Genomic DNA, 13452 nt, shown 5'->3' with positions numbered 1-13452 from the left:
CGCCGCAGGCGCCGGGACGCCGTGCCGCGCGTCGAGCCGGCGCGGGTCAGCCGCGGCGCATCAGACGGCCCACCGCGGCCATGAGCTCCGTGGACATCTCGTCCGACTTGCCCTCCTGGGCGCCCTCGGCCACGCAGTGGCGGACGTGGCCGTCGAGCAGACCCAGCGCCACCTTGTCCAGGGCGGCCTGGACGGCGCTGATCTGGGTCAGCACGTCGATGCAGTAGCGGTCTTCCTCGACCATGCGCTCGATGCCGCGCACCTGGCCCTCGATGCGGCGCAGACGGGTCTGCAGCTGGTCCTTGGTGGCGCTGTAGCCACGCGTGGGGGTCTGGTTGGTGGCCATGGTCGTCCTCGCAATCGGGCGGGGGGCTCGGGCCTCGGGTCCCCACCGCGCGGCCAACCCCCGAGGGGTAGGGTATACCCCCGGCCCAAAGCTCAGCCCCGCGGAACGTCCGGCGGCACGTTCCAGGACGCGATCACCGGTCGGCCGTGCTCGTGCCCGAGCGCGGACAGGGTGCCGGTGTCCAGCGCGAACAGCCGTCCCGCGGCGGGCTCCAGTCCCAGCCAGCGCGCGGTGAGTATCCGCAGGACGTGGCCGTGCGCCACCAGCACCACGTCGCCGTCCCCGCCGAGCAGAGGGCGCACCCGCCCGAGCACGGCGTCCACCCGGGCCCCGACCTGCTCGACCGTCTCGCCGGGATGCTCGGCGTCGCCGGGGACGACCCCGTCCTCCCACAAGTACCAGCCGGGGCGCTCGCGCCGGATCTGCGCGCTGGTGACCCCCTCGTAGCCGCCGTAGTCCCACTCCCACAGGTCGGGGTCGACGGCGTCGACGGTGAGCCCGGCCAGCTCGGCGGTGCGCAGCGCGCGCCGGGCGGGGCTGGCCAGCACCCTCGTGACGCGCAGCGCCCGCACCAGCGGCGCCACCGCGCGCGCCTGCTGCTCGCCCCGCTCGGTGAGGGGGAGGTCGGTGCGTCCGGTGTGCCGCAGGTCGCGGCTCCACTCCGTCTCGCCGTGCCGCAGGAGGATCAACTCGCCCATGAGGGCCATCATTCCCTTCGGCGAGGCGGGGCGTCGCAGGGGGCCGGGACGCGAGCCCGCGCCGGCAGGGAGCGAATTTCGGTCCACTCAGAACGCGGTCGGACGCTGCTCATTAATAGGCGTTCGCTCGGCGCGGGGTCCGGCATTTCTTGCTGTCGATTCCGCCCGGCCTTCGTCAAAGAGCCGCGGGCCGCGCATATGAATGATCTTGGTTCGTTGTGCGGCGAAGCGTTCCGGAAAAGCCTGCTGAACCATGTCCGACGCCGCCATGAGGTCGGCCTCGATCCCTCCGGGAGCGTGTCCGGCTCGCGCCGGATCCGGGGCGAAGTGACGGAATCGCGCCTGATCAGCGCCTGATGGCGAGGTAGTTGTGAGGCGTGTCGGGCGGAGAGCCTTCGAAGGTGGTGAACGCGGCGGAAGGCGGCGAAATTAACGATCGCGACCGCGGTCGGCTCGCTGGTTCGAGCGTGTGCTCTTCGTCTTCGAGATACGGCTGTTGCCGGTCTTGCGATCTCCTACCGGCTGGTACACGATTTCGTCTGCCCTCCATCGGTAAAGGAGTGTCATGCGACGGTTCGGGGCTTGTTCCGTCCTTCTCGCCGGTTGTCTTCTCGCCGCGCCGCTGGCCGCGGGCTGCGGAGGCACGGACTCCGGCTCCGGTGGCAACGGCCTGGAAAAGTCGACGATCACGGTCGCCGCGCTGCCCCTGGTGGACGAGGCCGGGCTGCACATCGCCGTGAAGAGGGGCTACTTCGAGCAGGAGGGGCTCACGGTCAAGATCCGACCGGTCGCGCAGAGCGTCCAGGCGGTGCCCGCGCTGAAGAACGGACAAGTCGACGTCATCGCCGGCGGCAACTACGTGACCTTCATCCAGTCCTTTGCGAAGGGCACGCTCAAGACCCGGTTCCTCGCCCCCAGCGCGGCGTTCGCGCCGGGCTTCATGACGGCGCTCGTCCCTAAGGACTCCCCGATCAGGCAGCCCAAGGACCTGGAGGGCAAGACGATCGGCGTGAACATCCTCAACAACATCCAGCAGCTCGTCTTCAACGAGGTCCTGAAGGCCCACGGCGTCGAGCCGTCCGAGGTGCGGTACGTCGTCACCCCGTTCCCGCAGATGGGCGCCACGCTCCAGCAGCACAAGGTGGACGCGGTGCTCGCGGTCGAGCCGTTCAGCACCGCCATCCAGCGCACGCAGGGCGCCCGCATGGTCGTCGACGCCGGGAGCGGGCCGGCGGCGGACATCCCGGCCAGCGGCGTCGTCACCGAGGACGCGTGGGTCAAGAAGAACCCCAAGACCGCGGCCGCCGTCCAGCGGGCGATCGACAAGGCGCAGCGGCTGGCGCAGACGGACCGCAAGGCGGTCGAGGAGGTCCTGCCGTCCTACGCCGGGATCGACGCCCGCATGGCCGCGGCGCTGAGCCTGCCGCGGTACCCCGCGTCGCTGGACCCCGCGCCGCTGCAGCGCCTGGCCGACCTGATGCTGGCCAACGGGCTGCTCACGGCGCGGCTCGACGCCAAGCAGATCATCTTCACCCCGTCCGGCACGTGACCGCGGGCACCGCCGAACGGCGGCTGACGCGCACCGGCCGGTGGGCGCGCGGGGCCGTCGGACTCGCCGCCCTCGTCGCCGCGAGCGAGGCCCTCGGCCGCGCGGGCATCGTCGACCAGGAGTACCTCCCGCCCGCGTCGCGGATCCTCGTCCGCGCCGTCGCACTGGCCGGCGACCGGGAATTCCTGCGCAACGTCCTGGCGACCGTCGAGGCCTGGGCGCTCGGCCTGGCCATCGCGGTCTGCGCCGGTGTGGCCCTGGGCGTCCTGCTGGGCGCGGTGCCGTTCGTCGGGACGGCGGTCCGCGCGATCTTGGAGTTCCTGCGGCCCGTTCCCTCGGTCGCGCTCATCCCGCTCGTGTCGGTGATCGTCGGGGCCGGTCTGCGGACCGAGGCGACGCTCATCGTCTACGCCGCGACCTGGCCCGTGCTGTTCAACACGATCTACGGCCTGCAGGACGTGGACCCGGTGGCCAAGGAGACCCTGCGGTCGTTCGGCTTCGGCCGGCTCGCGGTGCTGTGGCGCGTCTCCCTGCCCTCGGCCGCGCCGTTCATCGCGACGGGCGTGCGCCTGGCGGCCGCCGTCGCGCTCATCCTCGCGGTCGGCACCGAGATCCTCAGCGGCTTCGGCTCCGGCCTCGGCACCTTCATCGTCCAGGCGCAGCAGGCGGTCGACGGCGCGACGGACGTGCTGGCGGGCACCGTGTGGGCCGGCGCCCTCGGCCTGGTCATCAATCTCGCGCTCGTCCAGGCCGAGCGCCGCCTGTTCCGCTGGCACGTCGCGCAGAGGGGAGACGGGGGATGAGCGTCCGCACGGCGCGCCGCCGCCCCGGAACGCGCGGCGCCGGCCGCCCCGCCCGGTCCGGCGTGCGCGTGCTGGCCTCCGCCCTGCACCGGTGGGGAGCCCTGGCCGTCGCGGTCGCCGCCTGGCAGATCGCGACGCAGGCGGCGCGCGACCCCTACTTCCCGACGCCGCTGCAGATCGTCGACCGCATGCACGACCTGTGGTTCTCCGGCCCGGCGACCCGCCTCTTCCTCACCGACACGGCGATGCGGCACCTGCTGCCCAGCCTGGCCCGCATCGCGGTCGGCCTCGGCGGGGCGATCGTCGTCGGAGTGGGCCTGGGGCTGCTGCTCGGCCGGTCGGAGCGCGCGTTCGCCTACCTCGACCCGGCCCTGCAGTTCGCCCGCGCGATCCCGCCGCCGACGCTGGCGCCGGTGTTCGTCGTGCTGTTCAGCCTCGGCAACCAGATGCAGATCGCGTCGATCGTGTTCAGCGCGATCTGGCCGATCCTGCTCAACACGGCCGACGGCGCGCGGTCGGTCGATCCGCTGCAGGCGGACACGGCGCGGGTGTTCCGGCTGTCGGCGGCCGAGCGCCTGGTCCGGCTCGTCGTGCCGTCGGCGCTGCCCAAGATCTTCGCGGGACTGCGGCTCAGCCTGTCGCTCGCGCTGATCCTCATGGTGTTCTCCGAACTGCTCCCGGGGACCAGCAACGGGATCGGCTTCCAGATGACCGACGCGCAGAGCCGGTCCGACATGCCGACCATGTGGGCGGGGATCGTCCTGCTCGGCGTCCTCGGCTACCTGCTCAACACGGCCCTGCTCGCCGTCGAGCGCCGGGCGCTCGCCCGGCACCGCGGCGCCGCGGGATCGCGGCGGCAGAGCGCGACCATTTGACGGGAGGTCTGGTGAGCGATCGCTTCCGCCCGGCCACCGCGGCCGAACACCTGTTGTGGCTGCTTCACCGGCACGGCGTGGAGCACCTGTTCCTCAATCCGGGCACCGACTCGGCTCCCCTGCAGGAGGCCGCGGCGGCGCTGGCGAAGGCGGGGATCCCCATCCCCCGCGTGATCACATGCACGTTCGAGTCGGTCGCGCTCGCGGCCGCGCACGGGTACTGGCACGTGACCGGACGCCCGCAATGCGTCTTCGTGCACGTGGACGTGGGCACGCAGAACCTCGGCGCGATGATGCACAACGCGCTGCGCGACCACGCGGGCGTCGTCGTCCTCGCCGGCCGGACCCCCTACGGCGAGGACCCGGACTCCCCGGGCGGGCGGTCCCACGTGATCCACTGGCAGCAGGACGTGCGCGACCAGGCCGGCATCGTCGGCGGCTACGCCAAATGGTCCCTGGAGATCACCCGCGCCGACGTGCTGCCCCGCGCCGTCGGGCGCGCGGTCCAGGTGGCGCGCGGCGGCCTGCCCGGACCGGCCTATCTCATGGTCTCCCGGGACGTGCTCATGGACCCGCCCGCCGAGGACCTCGGCCGCACCGACGGCTACGCCGTGCCCGACCCGCCCGCGGCCGACGCCGAGACGGTGCGGCGCATCGCCGACCTGCTGGCGCGGGCCGAACGGCCCCTGCTGGTCACCGCCAAGACCGGCCGGCGGCCCGGCGGTCTGGCCGCCGTGACGCGGCTCGCCGACCTGGCCGGCGTCCGCGTCGTCGACACGCCGGAGAGCGGCTGCCTGAACATCCCCACGACCCACCCGAGGGCCGTGCGCGGCACCGCCGCCGCGCGGCGCCACGTCGCCGAGGCCGACCTCGTCCTCGTCGCCGACTGCGCGACGCCGTGGATCCCGAAGTACGTCCGGCCCCGCCCCGACGCCACGATCGTCCACATCGCCCCCGACCCCTTGTGGGAGGACATGCCGCTGTGGACGTTCCCCGCCGACGTGTCCGTCGCCGCGCACGGGGCGACCGTCCTGCGGCAGGTCGCCGACGCCCTCGGCGAGATCGACCCGGGAACGAAGTGGGCGGGGCATCCGTGCGGCGAGCCGTCCGACGGCGACCCGCCGGCGTCCGCCGGAGACGCCCTCACCGCGCGCGCCGTGGCCGCGGCGCTGAACACGGTGCTGCGCGTGGACGACATCGTGGTGGAGGAGGCCGTCACCAACGCCCCCGTCCTGGCGGAGGTCCTGCACCGCGAACTGCCCGGCACCCTCGACGGGGCGGGCGCCCCCGGGCTGGGCTGGGGGCTCGGCGGCGCGGTCGGAGTGAAGCTCGCCGCGCCGGACCGGCGGGTCGTCGCCGTCGTCGGCGACGGCAGCTTCATGTTCGGGGTGCCGACGGCGGCGCTGTGCCTGGCCGCGGAGGCGGACGCGCCGATCCTCGCGGTGGTGCTGAACAACGGGGGGTACCTGGCCAGCCGGCTTCCCGTGTTCGAGCTGTTCCCGGACGGCGTGTCCGCGTCGCGCCGCGAGGCGGTGGGCACCCGGTTCCGCACCCCGCCCGACTTCGCCGCGGTCGCCCGCGCCTGCCACGCGCACGGCGAGACCGTGCGCGACCGCGCGGGACTGGTCCCGGCCCTGCGCCGCGCGCTCGAGGCGGTGGAGTCCGGGACCAGCGCCGTGGTGGACGTGCACGTCGCCGACGACTGACGAACGCGCCCGGGCGGCGTCCCGTCGCCGACGGGACGCCCGACGTCAGGCCAGGACCGACTCCACGGAGACGTGGTCCAGGCCGTGGGCCTCCGCGACCGGCCCGTTCGTCAGCGCGCCGTCGTGGGCGTTCAGGCCGAGCGCCAGGGCCGGGTCGTCGCGCAGGGCGCCGCGCCAGCCCTTGTCGGCGATGGCCACCGCGTACGGCAGCGTCACGTTGGTGAGGGCGTAGGTGGAGGTGTTGGGCACCGCGCCCGGCATGTTCGCCACGCAGTAGAACACCGACTCGTGCACCGTGTAGGTGGGGTCGGCGTGCGTGGTGGGACGCGAGTCCTCGAAGCAACCGCCCTGGTCGATGGCGATGTCCACCAGCACCGACCCGGGCTTCATCGCCGCGACCAGGTCGTTGGAGATGAGCTTGGGCGCCTTGGCGCCCGGGATGAGCACCGCGCCGATCACCAGGTCGGCGGCGCGGGCCTCCCGCTCGATGGCGTACGCGCTGGACATCAGGGTGCGGACGCGGCCCTGGTAGATCGCGTCGATCTGGCGCAGCCGGTCGGGGTTGAGGTCGAGGACCGTCACGTCCGCGCCCATGCCGACCGCGATCTGCGCGGCGTTCAGCCCGGACACGCCGCCGCCGATCACCACCACCTTGGCGGGGGCCACGCCCGGCACGCCGCCGGGCAGCACGCCGCGGCCGCCGTTGAAGCGCATCAGGTTGTACGCGCCGACCTGCGCGGCCAGCCGTCCGGCCACCTCCGACATCGGCGCGAGCAGCGGCAGCGACCGGTCGGGCAGCTGGACGGTCTCGTAGGCGATCGCGGTGACACCGGACGTCAGCAGCGCGTCGGTGCACGCGCGGGACGCGGCCAGGTGCAGGTAGGTGAACAGCGTCTGCCCGCGGCGCATGCGGTGGTACTCCTCGGCCACGGGCTCCTTGACCTTGAGGATCAGCTCGCCCTCGCCCCAGACCTCGTCCGGGCCGTCGAGGATCTTGGCGCCCGCGGCGGTGTACTCCTCGTCCGGGATCGCCGACCCGAGGCCCGCGCCGCGCTCGATGAACACCTCGTGCCCGCGGCGCGTCAGCTCGTGCACCCCCGCGGGGGTGATCGCTACCCGGTATTCGTGGTTCTTGACCTCGCGGGGTACCCCGACCTTCACAGTGCCCTCCGTCATCGTCGACCTGGGGATACGGCTCAAGGGTGCGGGCTGACCGCGCCGCCTCGCCATGTTCACTGTGTACAAGTGTTCCCGTAGTTGCTAACACCATGTAAACGACGTGTTAGCACTACGAACCCGACCAGAACGATCCGTCTCATCCGCCCCAAAAAGCCCCTGCGGCGCAGGTCGGCGCGGCGGCGCGGGAGTCGCGATGGACGCCCGGCGCGGTGGGGGAGCGGGGAGGGGACGGTGTCAGGAGCGGCGCGGGCGGCGCCGCGGCAGCCACTCGTCGGCGATCGCGACGGTCAGCTGCTCCAGCAGCGGACCGGCCTGGCGGACGCGCCGGTCCGCGTCGGGTTCGATGTCGGCCAGGGCGTACACGGCCTGGATGCGGGCCCGGCGCAGCTGCTCGCCGGTCAGCCCCCGGCGGTCGGCCACCGCGACCGCCGGGACGCGGGCGCGGGCGGCGGCGCGGGCCACGCCGACCGTGCTACGGCCGCGCAGCGTCCGCGCGTCCAGCGAGCCCTCCCCGGTGACGACCAGCCGCGCGCCGCGCGCCCGGTCGGCGAAGCCGAGCAGGTCGAGCATCAGCGCGGTGCCGTCCTCGACGCGGGCGCCCAGGAACGCCAGCGCGGCGAACCCGACGCCGCCCGCGGCGCCCGCGCCCGGCCGGTCCCGCACGGCGGTGCGGGCCGCCGCCTCCGCCAGGTCGGCCCAGCGGCGCAGGCCCGCGTCCAGCGCCCGGATCTCCTCGCGTCCGGCGCCCGCCCGGCGGCCCGCGACGCTGGCCGCGCCGTCGCGGCCCAGCAGCGGCCCGGCCGGGCCGCCGGTCAGGATCACCTCCACGTTCGACAGGTCGGGCATGCCGCGCAGGTCGATCGCGTGCAGGGAGCGCAGCGCGGCGCCGCCCGGCGGCAGGTCCTTGCCGAGGGCGTCCAGCAGCCGCCCGCCGAGGCCCTGCACGAGCCCGGCGCCGCCGTCGGCGCAGGCGCCGCCGCCGACGGCCAGCACGATGCGCCGCGCGCCCAGCCGCACCGCGTGCGCGACGAGCTGGCCGGTGCCCAGGCTGGTGGCGGTGAGCGGCTGCGGTCTGCCGCCGGGCAGCCGCCGCTCGCCCGACGCCTCGGCCAGCTCCACCACGGCGGTGCCGTCGTTCAGCGCCAGGCACGCGGTCACCGGCAGGCCCGTCGGCCCGCACACCTTCACCTCCACCCGCCGCCAGCCGGACGCGACGGCGGCCTCGGCGGTGCCGTCGCCGCCGTCGGCGACCGGCAGCTCCACCAGCGGCACGTCGGGGCGGACGCGGCGCAGCCCCGCGGCCAGGTGCCGGGCCACCTCCGGCGCCGTCAGGGAGCCGGGGAACCGGTCGGGGGCGATCAGGACATGACCCGGCGGGGAGAGGTCGGAGGGGGTGTCCGGGGAGACCACAGCCACGCCTTTCGCACCGGGGTTCGGTGAAGCCCTACCTAATGCTTATGCCATAGGGAACTATTTGACACCCAGAAGCCGCTCCACGACGTCCAAACCGAAATACAGAAGGAAGACGACCGAGATGACCGGGAGCAGCCAGCCCGCCTCCCGCCAGCGGCCGCGAGCCGCCTTCACCACCGTGTAGGCGACGATGCCGGCGCCGACGCCGTTGGTGATGGAGAAGGTGAACGGCATGAACACGATGGTGAGGAACGCCGGGATCGCGACGTCCAGGTCGTCCCAGTCCAGCTTGGCGACCTGCGTCATCATCAGCGCGCCGACGAGCACCAGGGCGGGCGCGGCGGCCTGGGACGGCACGGTGGCCGCCAGCGGCGTCAGGAACAGCGTCACCGCGAACAGCGCCCCGGTCGCCAGGTTGGCCAGGCCGGTGCGGGCGCCCTCGCCGACGCCCGCCGCCGACTCCACGTAGACGGTGTTGGCGGACGAGCTGGTCACGCCGCCCAGCGCGGCCGACAGGCCGTCCACCGACAGGATGCGGCCCAGCCGCGGGACCTCGCCGCGCTCGGTGACCAGGCCCGCCTCGTCGCTGATGCCGAGGATGGTGCCCATCGCGTCGAAGAACCCCGACAGCACCAGCGTGAACAGCACCACCAGCGCGGTGACGAACCCGGCGCGGCCGAACCCGCCGAACACGTCGATCCGCCCGAACAGGGAGAAGTCCGGGGCGGCGAACAGCCGGTCGGGGACCGTCGGGACGACCAGGCCCCAGGCGTCCTTGGGGACGTCGGCCGCCGCCTCGATGATGACCGCCAGCACGGTCGCGGCGACGATGCCGATGAGGATGGCGCCGGGCACCTTGCGCACGTACAGCACGATCATCACCAGCAGCGCGAACGCGAACACCACCGCCGGCCAGCCGGTCAGCCGCCCGCCGGTGCCGAGCGACAGCGGGGGGCTGCCCGCCTGGGAGCTGACGAACTTGGCGTCCACCAGGCCGACCAGCGCGATGAACGCGCCGATGCCGACCGCGATGGCGTGCTTGAGCGCCAGCGGGATCGCATTCATGATCGCCTCGCGCACGCCGGTCACCGCCAGCAGCACGATGATCACGCCTTCCAGCACCACCAGGCCCATGGCCTGCTCCCAGGTCATCACCGGCGCGGCCTGGAAGGCCACCACCGCGTTGATGCCCAGGCCCGCGGCCAGCGCCAGCGGCGCGTTGCCGACCAGGCCCATGATCACCGTGGCGATCGCCGCGGACAGCGCGGTCATGCTGGTCAGCTGCGGGATCGACAGGGTGGCGCCGGTGACGTCCTTCGCCCCGCCCAGGATGAGCGGGTTCAGCACGATGATGTAGGCCATCGCGAAGAACGTGGTGACGCCGCCGCGCAGTTCGCGCGGCACGGTCGTCCCGCGCGCCGACAGCTCGAAGAAGCGGTCGAGGGCGCCGCGGGGGGACGGCGGGGTGTCGGACGGCCCGGTGGCGCCGGCGGACGGCGTGCCGGGCCCGCCTGTGTTGACGTGCGACATCAGCGCGCGCTCCGATTCAGGGGGACGGACGATGGGAAGGGTGCGGTGCCGGCCCGCGGGCGCGGACGCGAGACCGCGGGCCACAGGGTAATTGTTCGCGGCTGTCCCTGTTTCTCCTGGTAGGGCCGCCGCTCGGCGGGCGAGGCCTCAGCTTCCCCGGTAGGTGCTGTAGCCGTACGGGCTGAGCAGCAGCGGGACGTGGTGGTGCCGGCCCGCGTCGGCGATCGTGAAGATCACGCACACCTCGGGGTAGAAGCAGGTCTCGCCGCGTTCGGCGAAGTAGGGGCCGGTGCCGAAGCGCAGCCGGTAGGTGCCGTCGACCGACCCCGCGTCCGGCGGGGCGGCCCAGCGTCCGTCGCCGTCGGTGACCGCCTCGGCGAGCGGCCGCCAGGTGTCGCCCTCATAGTGGTCGAGTCGGACGGGGACCCCCGCCGCGGGACGGCCTCGCGTGGTGTCGAGGACATGCGTGCTCACACTCATGCCCCCGTAATACCGGACACGGGTGGAGCGTTCCCAGATGGCAATTCCACAAGATGCGCCGCAAGATGCACTGCAAAAGAGCGGCAGCGCCGTACGGGTCTCGCCCTATACCCTGCCCTGGTGCGGGTCTTCCGGTGAGACCTCTGCGGTTGGAGACTAGGCGGTGGTGTTGCGATGGAGCGGGAGACACTGGGGCAGCGCATCCGGGCGCTGCGCATCCGGCAGGGCATCAGCCAGGCCCAGCTCGCGTTCCCGGAGCTGTCCGACAGCTACATCTCTCTGATCGAGAGCGACAAACGGGTCCCCGCGCCCAGCGTCATCGAGCTGCTGGCCGCCAAGCTGAACTGCTCTCCGACCTACCTGGTCAGCGGCGTCAGCGAGGACGTCGTCGACGAGCTGCGCGTCACCCTCGACTACGCCGAGATCGCGCTGCAGAACGGCGCGCCCGCCGAGGCCCGCGCCCGCTTCGCCGAGGTGCTGGCCAACGCCGACGCCGTCGCCCTGCCGGAGATGCTGCACCAGGCCCGCTGGGGCCACGCGCTGGCCCTGGAGGCGTCGGGCGACCTGGAGGCGGCCATCGCGGGCCTGCGCGAGCTGACCGAGGAGGCCAACCCCGAGGCCGACCTGGACCACTGGGCCCGGGTGCACGTGGCCCTGAGCCGCTGCCTGCGCGAACGCGGCGACATCAGCGCGAGCGTGCAGGTCGCCGAGGACGCGCTGCGCCGGCTCGCCGCCAGCGGGCACGACACCACCGACGCGGCCGTGCACCTGGGCGCCACGCTGCTGGCGGCGTTCATCCAGCGCGGCGACCTGGTGCGGGCCCGCCAGCTGGCCGCCCAGCTCGTCGAGCGCGCCGAGCGCGTCGGCAGCCCGCGCGCCCGCATGGCCGCCTGCTGGGAGGCGGCCTACGTCGCGGAGGTGCGCGGCGACTACGAGGAGGGCGTGTCGCTGGCCGAGCGGGCGCTGCTGCTGGCGGGCGAGGACGAGGACCCGCGCAACCTGAACCGGCTGCGCGTGGTGTACGCCAGCCTGCTGCTGCGCGCCCGGCCCGAGCGGGCCGAGGAGGCCCGCGAGCTGCTCGGCCGGGTCCGCAGCGAGATCAACACCAGCGCCGCCGGGGAGATCGACGTGGCGTGGTGCCTGACCGAGCTGGCCCGCGCCGAGATCGCGCTGGGCCGCCCCGCCGAGGCGGTGGCGCTGGCCGAGGAGGCGCTGGACCTGCTCGGGGACGCCCCGCGCCGGGCGGCCGCCGGGGCGCTGACCGTGCTGGGCGAGGCGCTGGTGCGGACGGACCGCCGCGACCGCGCCGTCGAGGTGCTGACGACCGCCGCCACCCATCTGGAGGAGATGGAGTCGTCCCGGGTCGCCGCCCAGACCTGGTTCGACCTGGCCGAGCTGCTCGCCGAGACGGGCGCCGCCGAGGAGTCGCGCCTGGCCGCCTACCGGCGGGCGCTGGCCTGCGCCGGCGTCTAGCCTCCGGCGGGCGCCGCGCGGATCCCGCCGACGGGGCGGGTTCGGCGGAACCGGCCGCTCGATGATCACGTCCGTGAGATTGTTCGCGGTCCATCGAGTGGGGGAGGGCGCCGAGCGTGTTCGGTGTCGTGCGGCCGTGCCGGCATGTGCTGTGCGGGCCGCTGTTCAAGGACTGGACGGCGCATCTGTGCGGGCTCTGCCTGACGCTCCGCGCCGAGCACGGGCAGGCCGCGCGGCTGGCCGCCAACTACGACGGGGTCCTGGTGTCGGTGCTGGTGGAGGCGCAGCGGCCGGAGCGCTCGCCGCGCCGCAAGGCCGGGCCGTGCGCGCTGCGGGGGATGCGCGGCGCCGAGGTGGTGGCGGCGCGGGCGGAGGGCGCGCGGCTGGCCGCCGCCGCGTCGCTGCTGCTGGCCGCCGGGAAGGCCCGCGACCACGTGGCCGACGGCGACGGCCCGTACGCGCGCCGCCTGGTCGCCGCGGCCGCCGCGAGGATGGCCGACCGGTGGGACGCCGCCGGGACGCGCACCGGCGCCGCGGTGGGGTTCGATCCCGCGGTGCTGCGCGATGCGGTGGCGCGGCAGTCGGAGCTGGAGGCGGTCGGCGGGCTGAGCCTGCTGGAGCTGACCGAGCCGACCGAGGCGGCCGTGGCGGCGGTGTTCGCCCACACCGCCGTGCTGGCCGGGCGGGAGCGCAACGCCGAGGCGCTCGCGGAGGCGGGCCGCTTCTTCGGCCGCATCGCGCACCTGCTGGACGCGGTGGAGGACCTGGCGGACGACCTGGCCACGGGCGCCTACAACCCGCTGGTCGCCACCGGCACCGACGCGGCCGAGGCGCGCCGCCTGTGCGAGGAGGCGGCGCACGGACTGCGGCTGGCGCTGGCCGATGCGGAGATGGAGGACCGCCGCCTGGTGCGGGCCCTGCTCGACCGGGAGGTGCGGCGTTCGATCGAGCGCGTCTTCAACGCCTATCCGCCGGGCGGCCACGGGCCCCACGGCCCCTACCCTCCGCAGGGCCCGTACCCGCCGCAAGGCGGTTACCCGCCGCCCCCGCCGCCCGGCGGGCACGGCGGTCACGGCGGTCACGGAGGCGCTCACGGGGGCGGTCGCGGAGGCGGCGACTACCCGCCCGTCGACGGCGGCGGGGGCTTCGGCGGCGGCATGTACGACGGCGGCATGTACGACGGCGGCATGTTCGGCGGGAAGGGCCGTCCCCAGCGCCCCGGATTCCCGATCCCGTGCTTCACCGGAACGCTCGTGTGCCTCACCTGCGGCGTCTACCAGCCCAAGTGGAGCAAGTACCACGGCAAGCCCTGCTCCGACCGCTGCTGGTGCACGCGGCATTGCGACGACTGCGGCTGCGACGGCTCCTGCGACTGCTGCTGCTGCGACTGCTGACGCCGC

The 13452-nt window shown here is 74.2% G+C and carries 13 protein-coding genes; 6 read left to right on the top strand and 7 right to left on the bottom strand.

Going from position 1 to position 13452, the window contains the following annotated elements; all coding sequences use genetic code 11:
• Positions 1 to 46 precede the first annotated feature (46 nt).
• The 3 genes from AR3_RS09120 to AR3_RS30385 form a co-directional block, all read right to left on the bottom strand.
• Positions 47 to 346, bottom strand: a complete 300-nt coding sequence (locus AR3_RS09120) for a metal-sensitive transcriptional regulator (protein ID WP_067911465.1) — start codon at positions 344 to 346, stop codon at positions 47 to 49.
• Positions 347 to 438: 92 nt separating this feature from the next.
• Positions 439 to 1044: a histidine phosphatase family protein gene (locus AR3_RS09115; RefSeq protein ID WP_067911462.1), complete on the bottom strand. Its 606-nt coding sequence runs from the start codon at positions 1042 to 1044 to the stop codon at positions 439 to 441.
• Positions 1045 to 1131: 87 nt separating this feature from the next.
• Entirely contained in the window at positions 1132 to 1314 is a 183-nt protein-coding gene (locus tag AR3_RS30385; protein WP_146150198.1) for a hypothetical protein, read from the bottom strand.
• 295 nt (positions 1315 to 1609) lie between these two features.
• On the opposite strand from AR3_RS30385, the gene AR3_RS09110 reads away from it, so the two are divergent.
• Genes AR3_RS09110 through AR3_RS09095 form a run of 4 tightly spaced genes read left to right on the top strand, consistent with a single transcriptional unit; the run spans position 1610 to position 5977 of the window.
• Entirely contained in the window at positions 1610 to 2593 is a 984-nt protein-coding gene (locus AR3_RS09110) for an ABC transporter substrate-binding protein (protein ID WP_067911459.1), read from the top strand.
• Positions 2590 to 3396 carry an ABC transporter permease gene (locus tag AR3_RS09105; protein ID WP_067911456.1) on the top strand — a complete coding sequence of 269 codons (807 nt, stop codon included), beginning with the start codon at positions 2590 to 2592 and terminating at the stop codon, positions 3394 to 3396. The genes AR3_RS09110 and AR3_RS09105 overlap by 4 nt, the downstream gene beginning before the upstream one ends.
• Positions 3393 to 4271, top strand: coding sequence for an ABC transporter permease (locus tag AR3_RS09100; protein WP_083951162.1), 879 nt, complete (start codon positions 3393 to 3395; stop codon positions 4269 to 4271). The genes AR3_RS09105 and AR3_RS09100 overlap by 4 nt, the downstream gene beginning before the upstream one ends.
• 11 nt (positions 4272 to 4282) lie before the next feature.
• Complete coding sequence (locus AR3_RS09095; RefSeq protein WP_067911453.1) at positions 4283 to 5977, top strand: thiamine pyrophosphate-requiring protein; 1695 nt, start codon at positions 4283 to 4285, stop codon at positions 5975 to 5977.
• A gap of 45 nt (positions 5978 to 6022) precedes the next feature.
• Here the strand turns inward: AR3_RS09095 and ald are convergent, their stop codons facing one another.
• From ald to uraH, 4 genes are all read right to left on the bottom strand, one after another.
• A complete protein-coding gene (gene ald / locus AR3_RS09090; RefSeq protein ID WP_067911451.1) occupies positions 6023 to 7138 on the bottom strand; it encodes an alanine dehydrogenase in 1116 nt (371 codons plus the stop codon).
• Positions 7139 to 7390: 252 nt separating this feature from the next.
• Complete coding sequence (locus AR3_RS09085) at positions 7391 to 8566, bottom strand: glycerate kinase (protein WP_067911448.1); 1176 nt, start codon at positions 8564 to 8566, stop codon at positions 7391 to 7393.
• A 60-nt stretch (positions 8567 to 8626) separates the two neighbouring features.
• The gene (locus tag AR3_RS09080) at positions 8627 to 10099 is read right to left on the bottom strand and encodes an NCS2 family permease (protein WP_067911544.1); all 1473 of its coding nucleotides are present in this window, start codon (positions 10097 to 10099) and stop codon (positions 8627 to 8629) included.
• A 147-nt stretch (positions 10100 to 10246) separates the two neighbouring features.
• Positions 10247 to 10579: a hydroxyisourate hydrolase gene (uraH, locus tag AR3_RS09075; RefSeq protein WP_067911445.1), complete on the bottom strand. Its 333-nt coding sequence runs from the start codon at positions 10577 to 10579 to the stop codon at positions 10247 to 10249.
• Between the two features lie 174 nt (positions 10580 to 10753).
• Between uraH and AR3_RS09070 the strand changes: the two genes are divergently transcribed.
• On the top strand, positions 10754 to 12052 hold the full coding sequence (locus tag AR3_RS09070; RefSeq protein ID WP_067911442.1) for a helix-turn-helix domain-containing protein: 1299 nt from the start codon (positions 10754 to 10756) through the stop codon (positions 12050 to 12052).
• Positions 12053 to 12168: 116 nt separating this feature from the next.
• Positions 12169 to 13446: a DUF5685 family protein gene (locus AR3_RS32570; protein WP_067911440.1), complete on the top strand. Its 1278-nt coding sequence runs from the start codon at positions 12169 to 12171 to the stop codon at positions 13444 to 13446.
• Positions 13447 to 13452: the final 6 nt, after the last annotated feature.

It is taken from the genome of Actinomadura rubrobrunea NBRC 15275, assembly GCF_001552235.1.
GTDB lineage: Bacteria > Actinomycetota > Actinomycetes > Streptosporangiales > Streptosporangiaceae > Spirillospora > Spirillospora viridilutea.
Note: the sequence above shows the minus strand (reverse complement) of the source record. Positions and strands in the feature narration are given on the sequence as shown.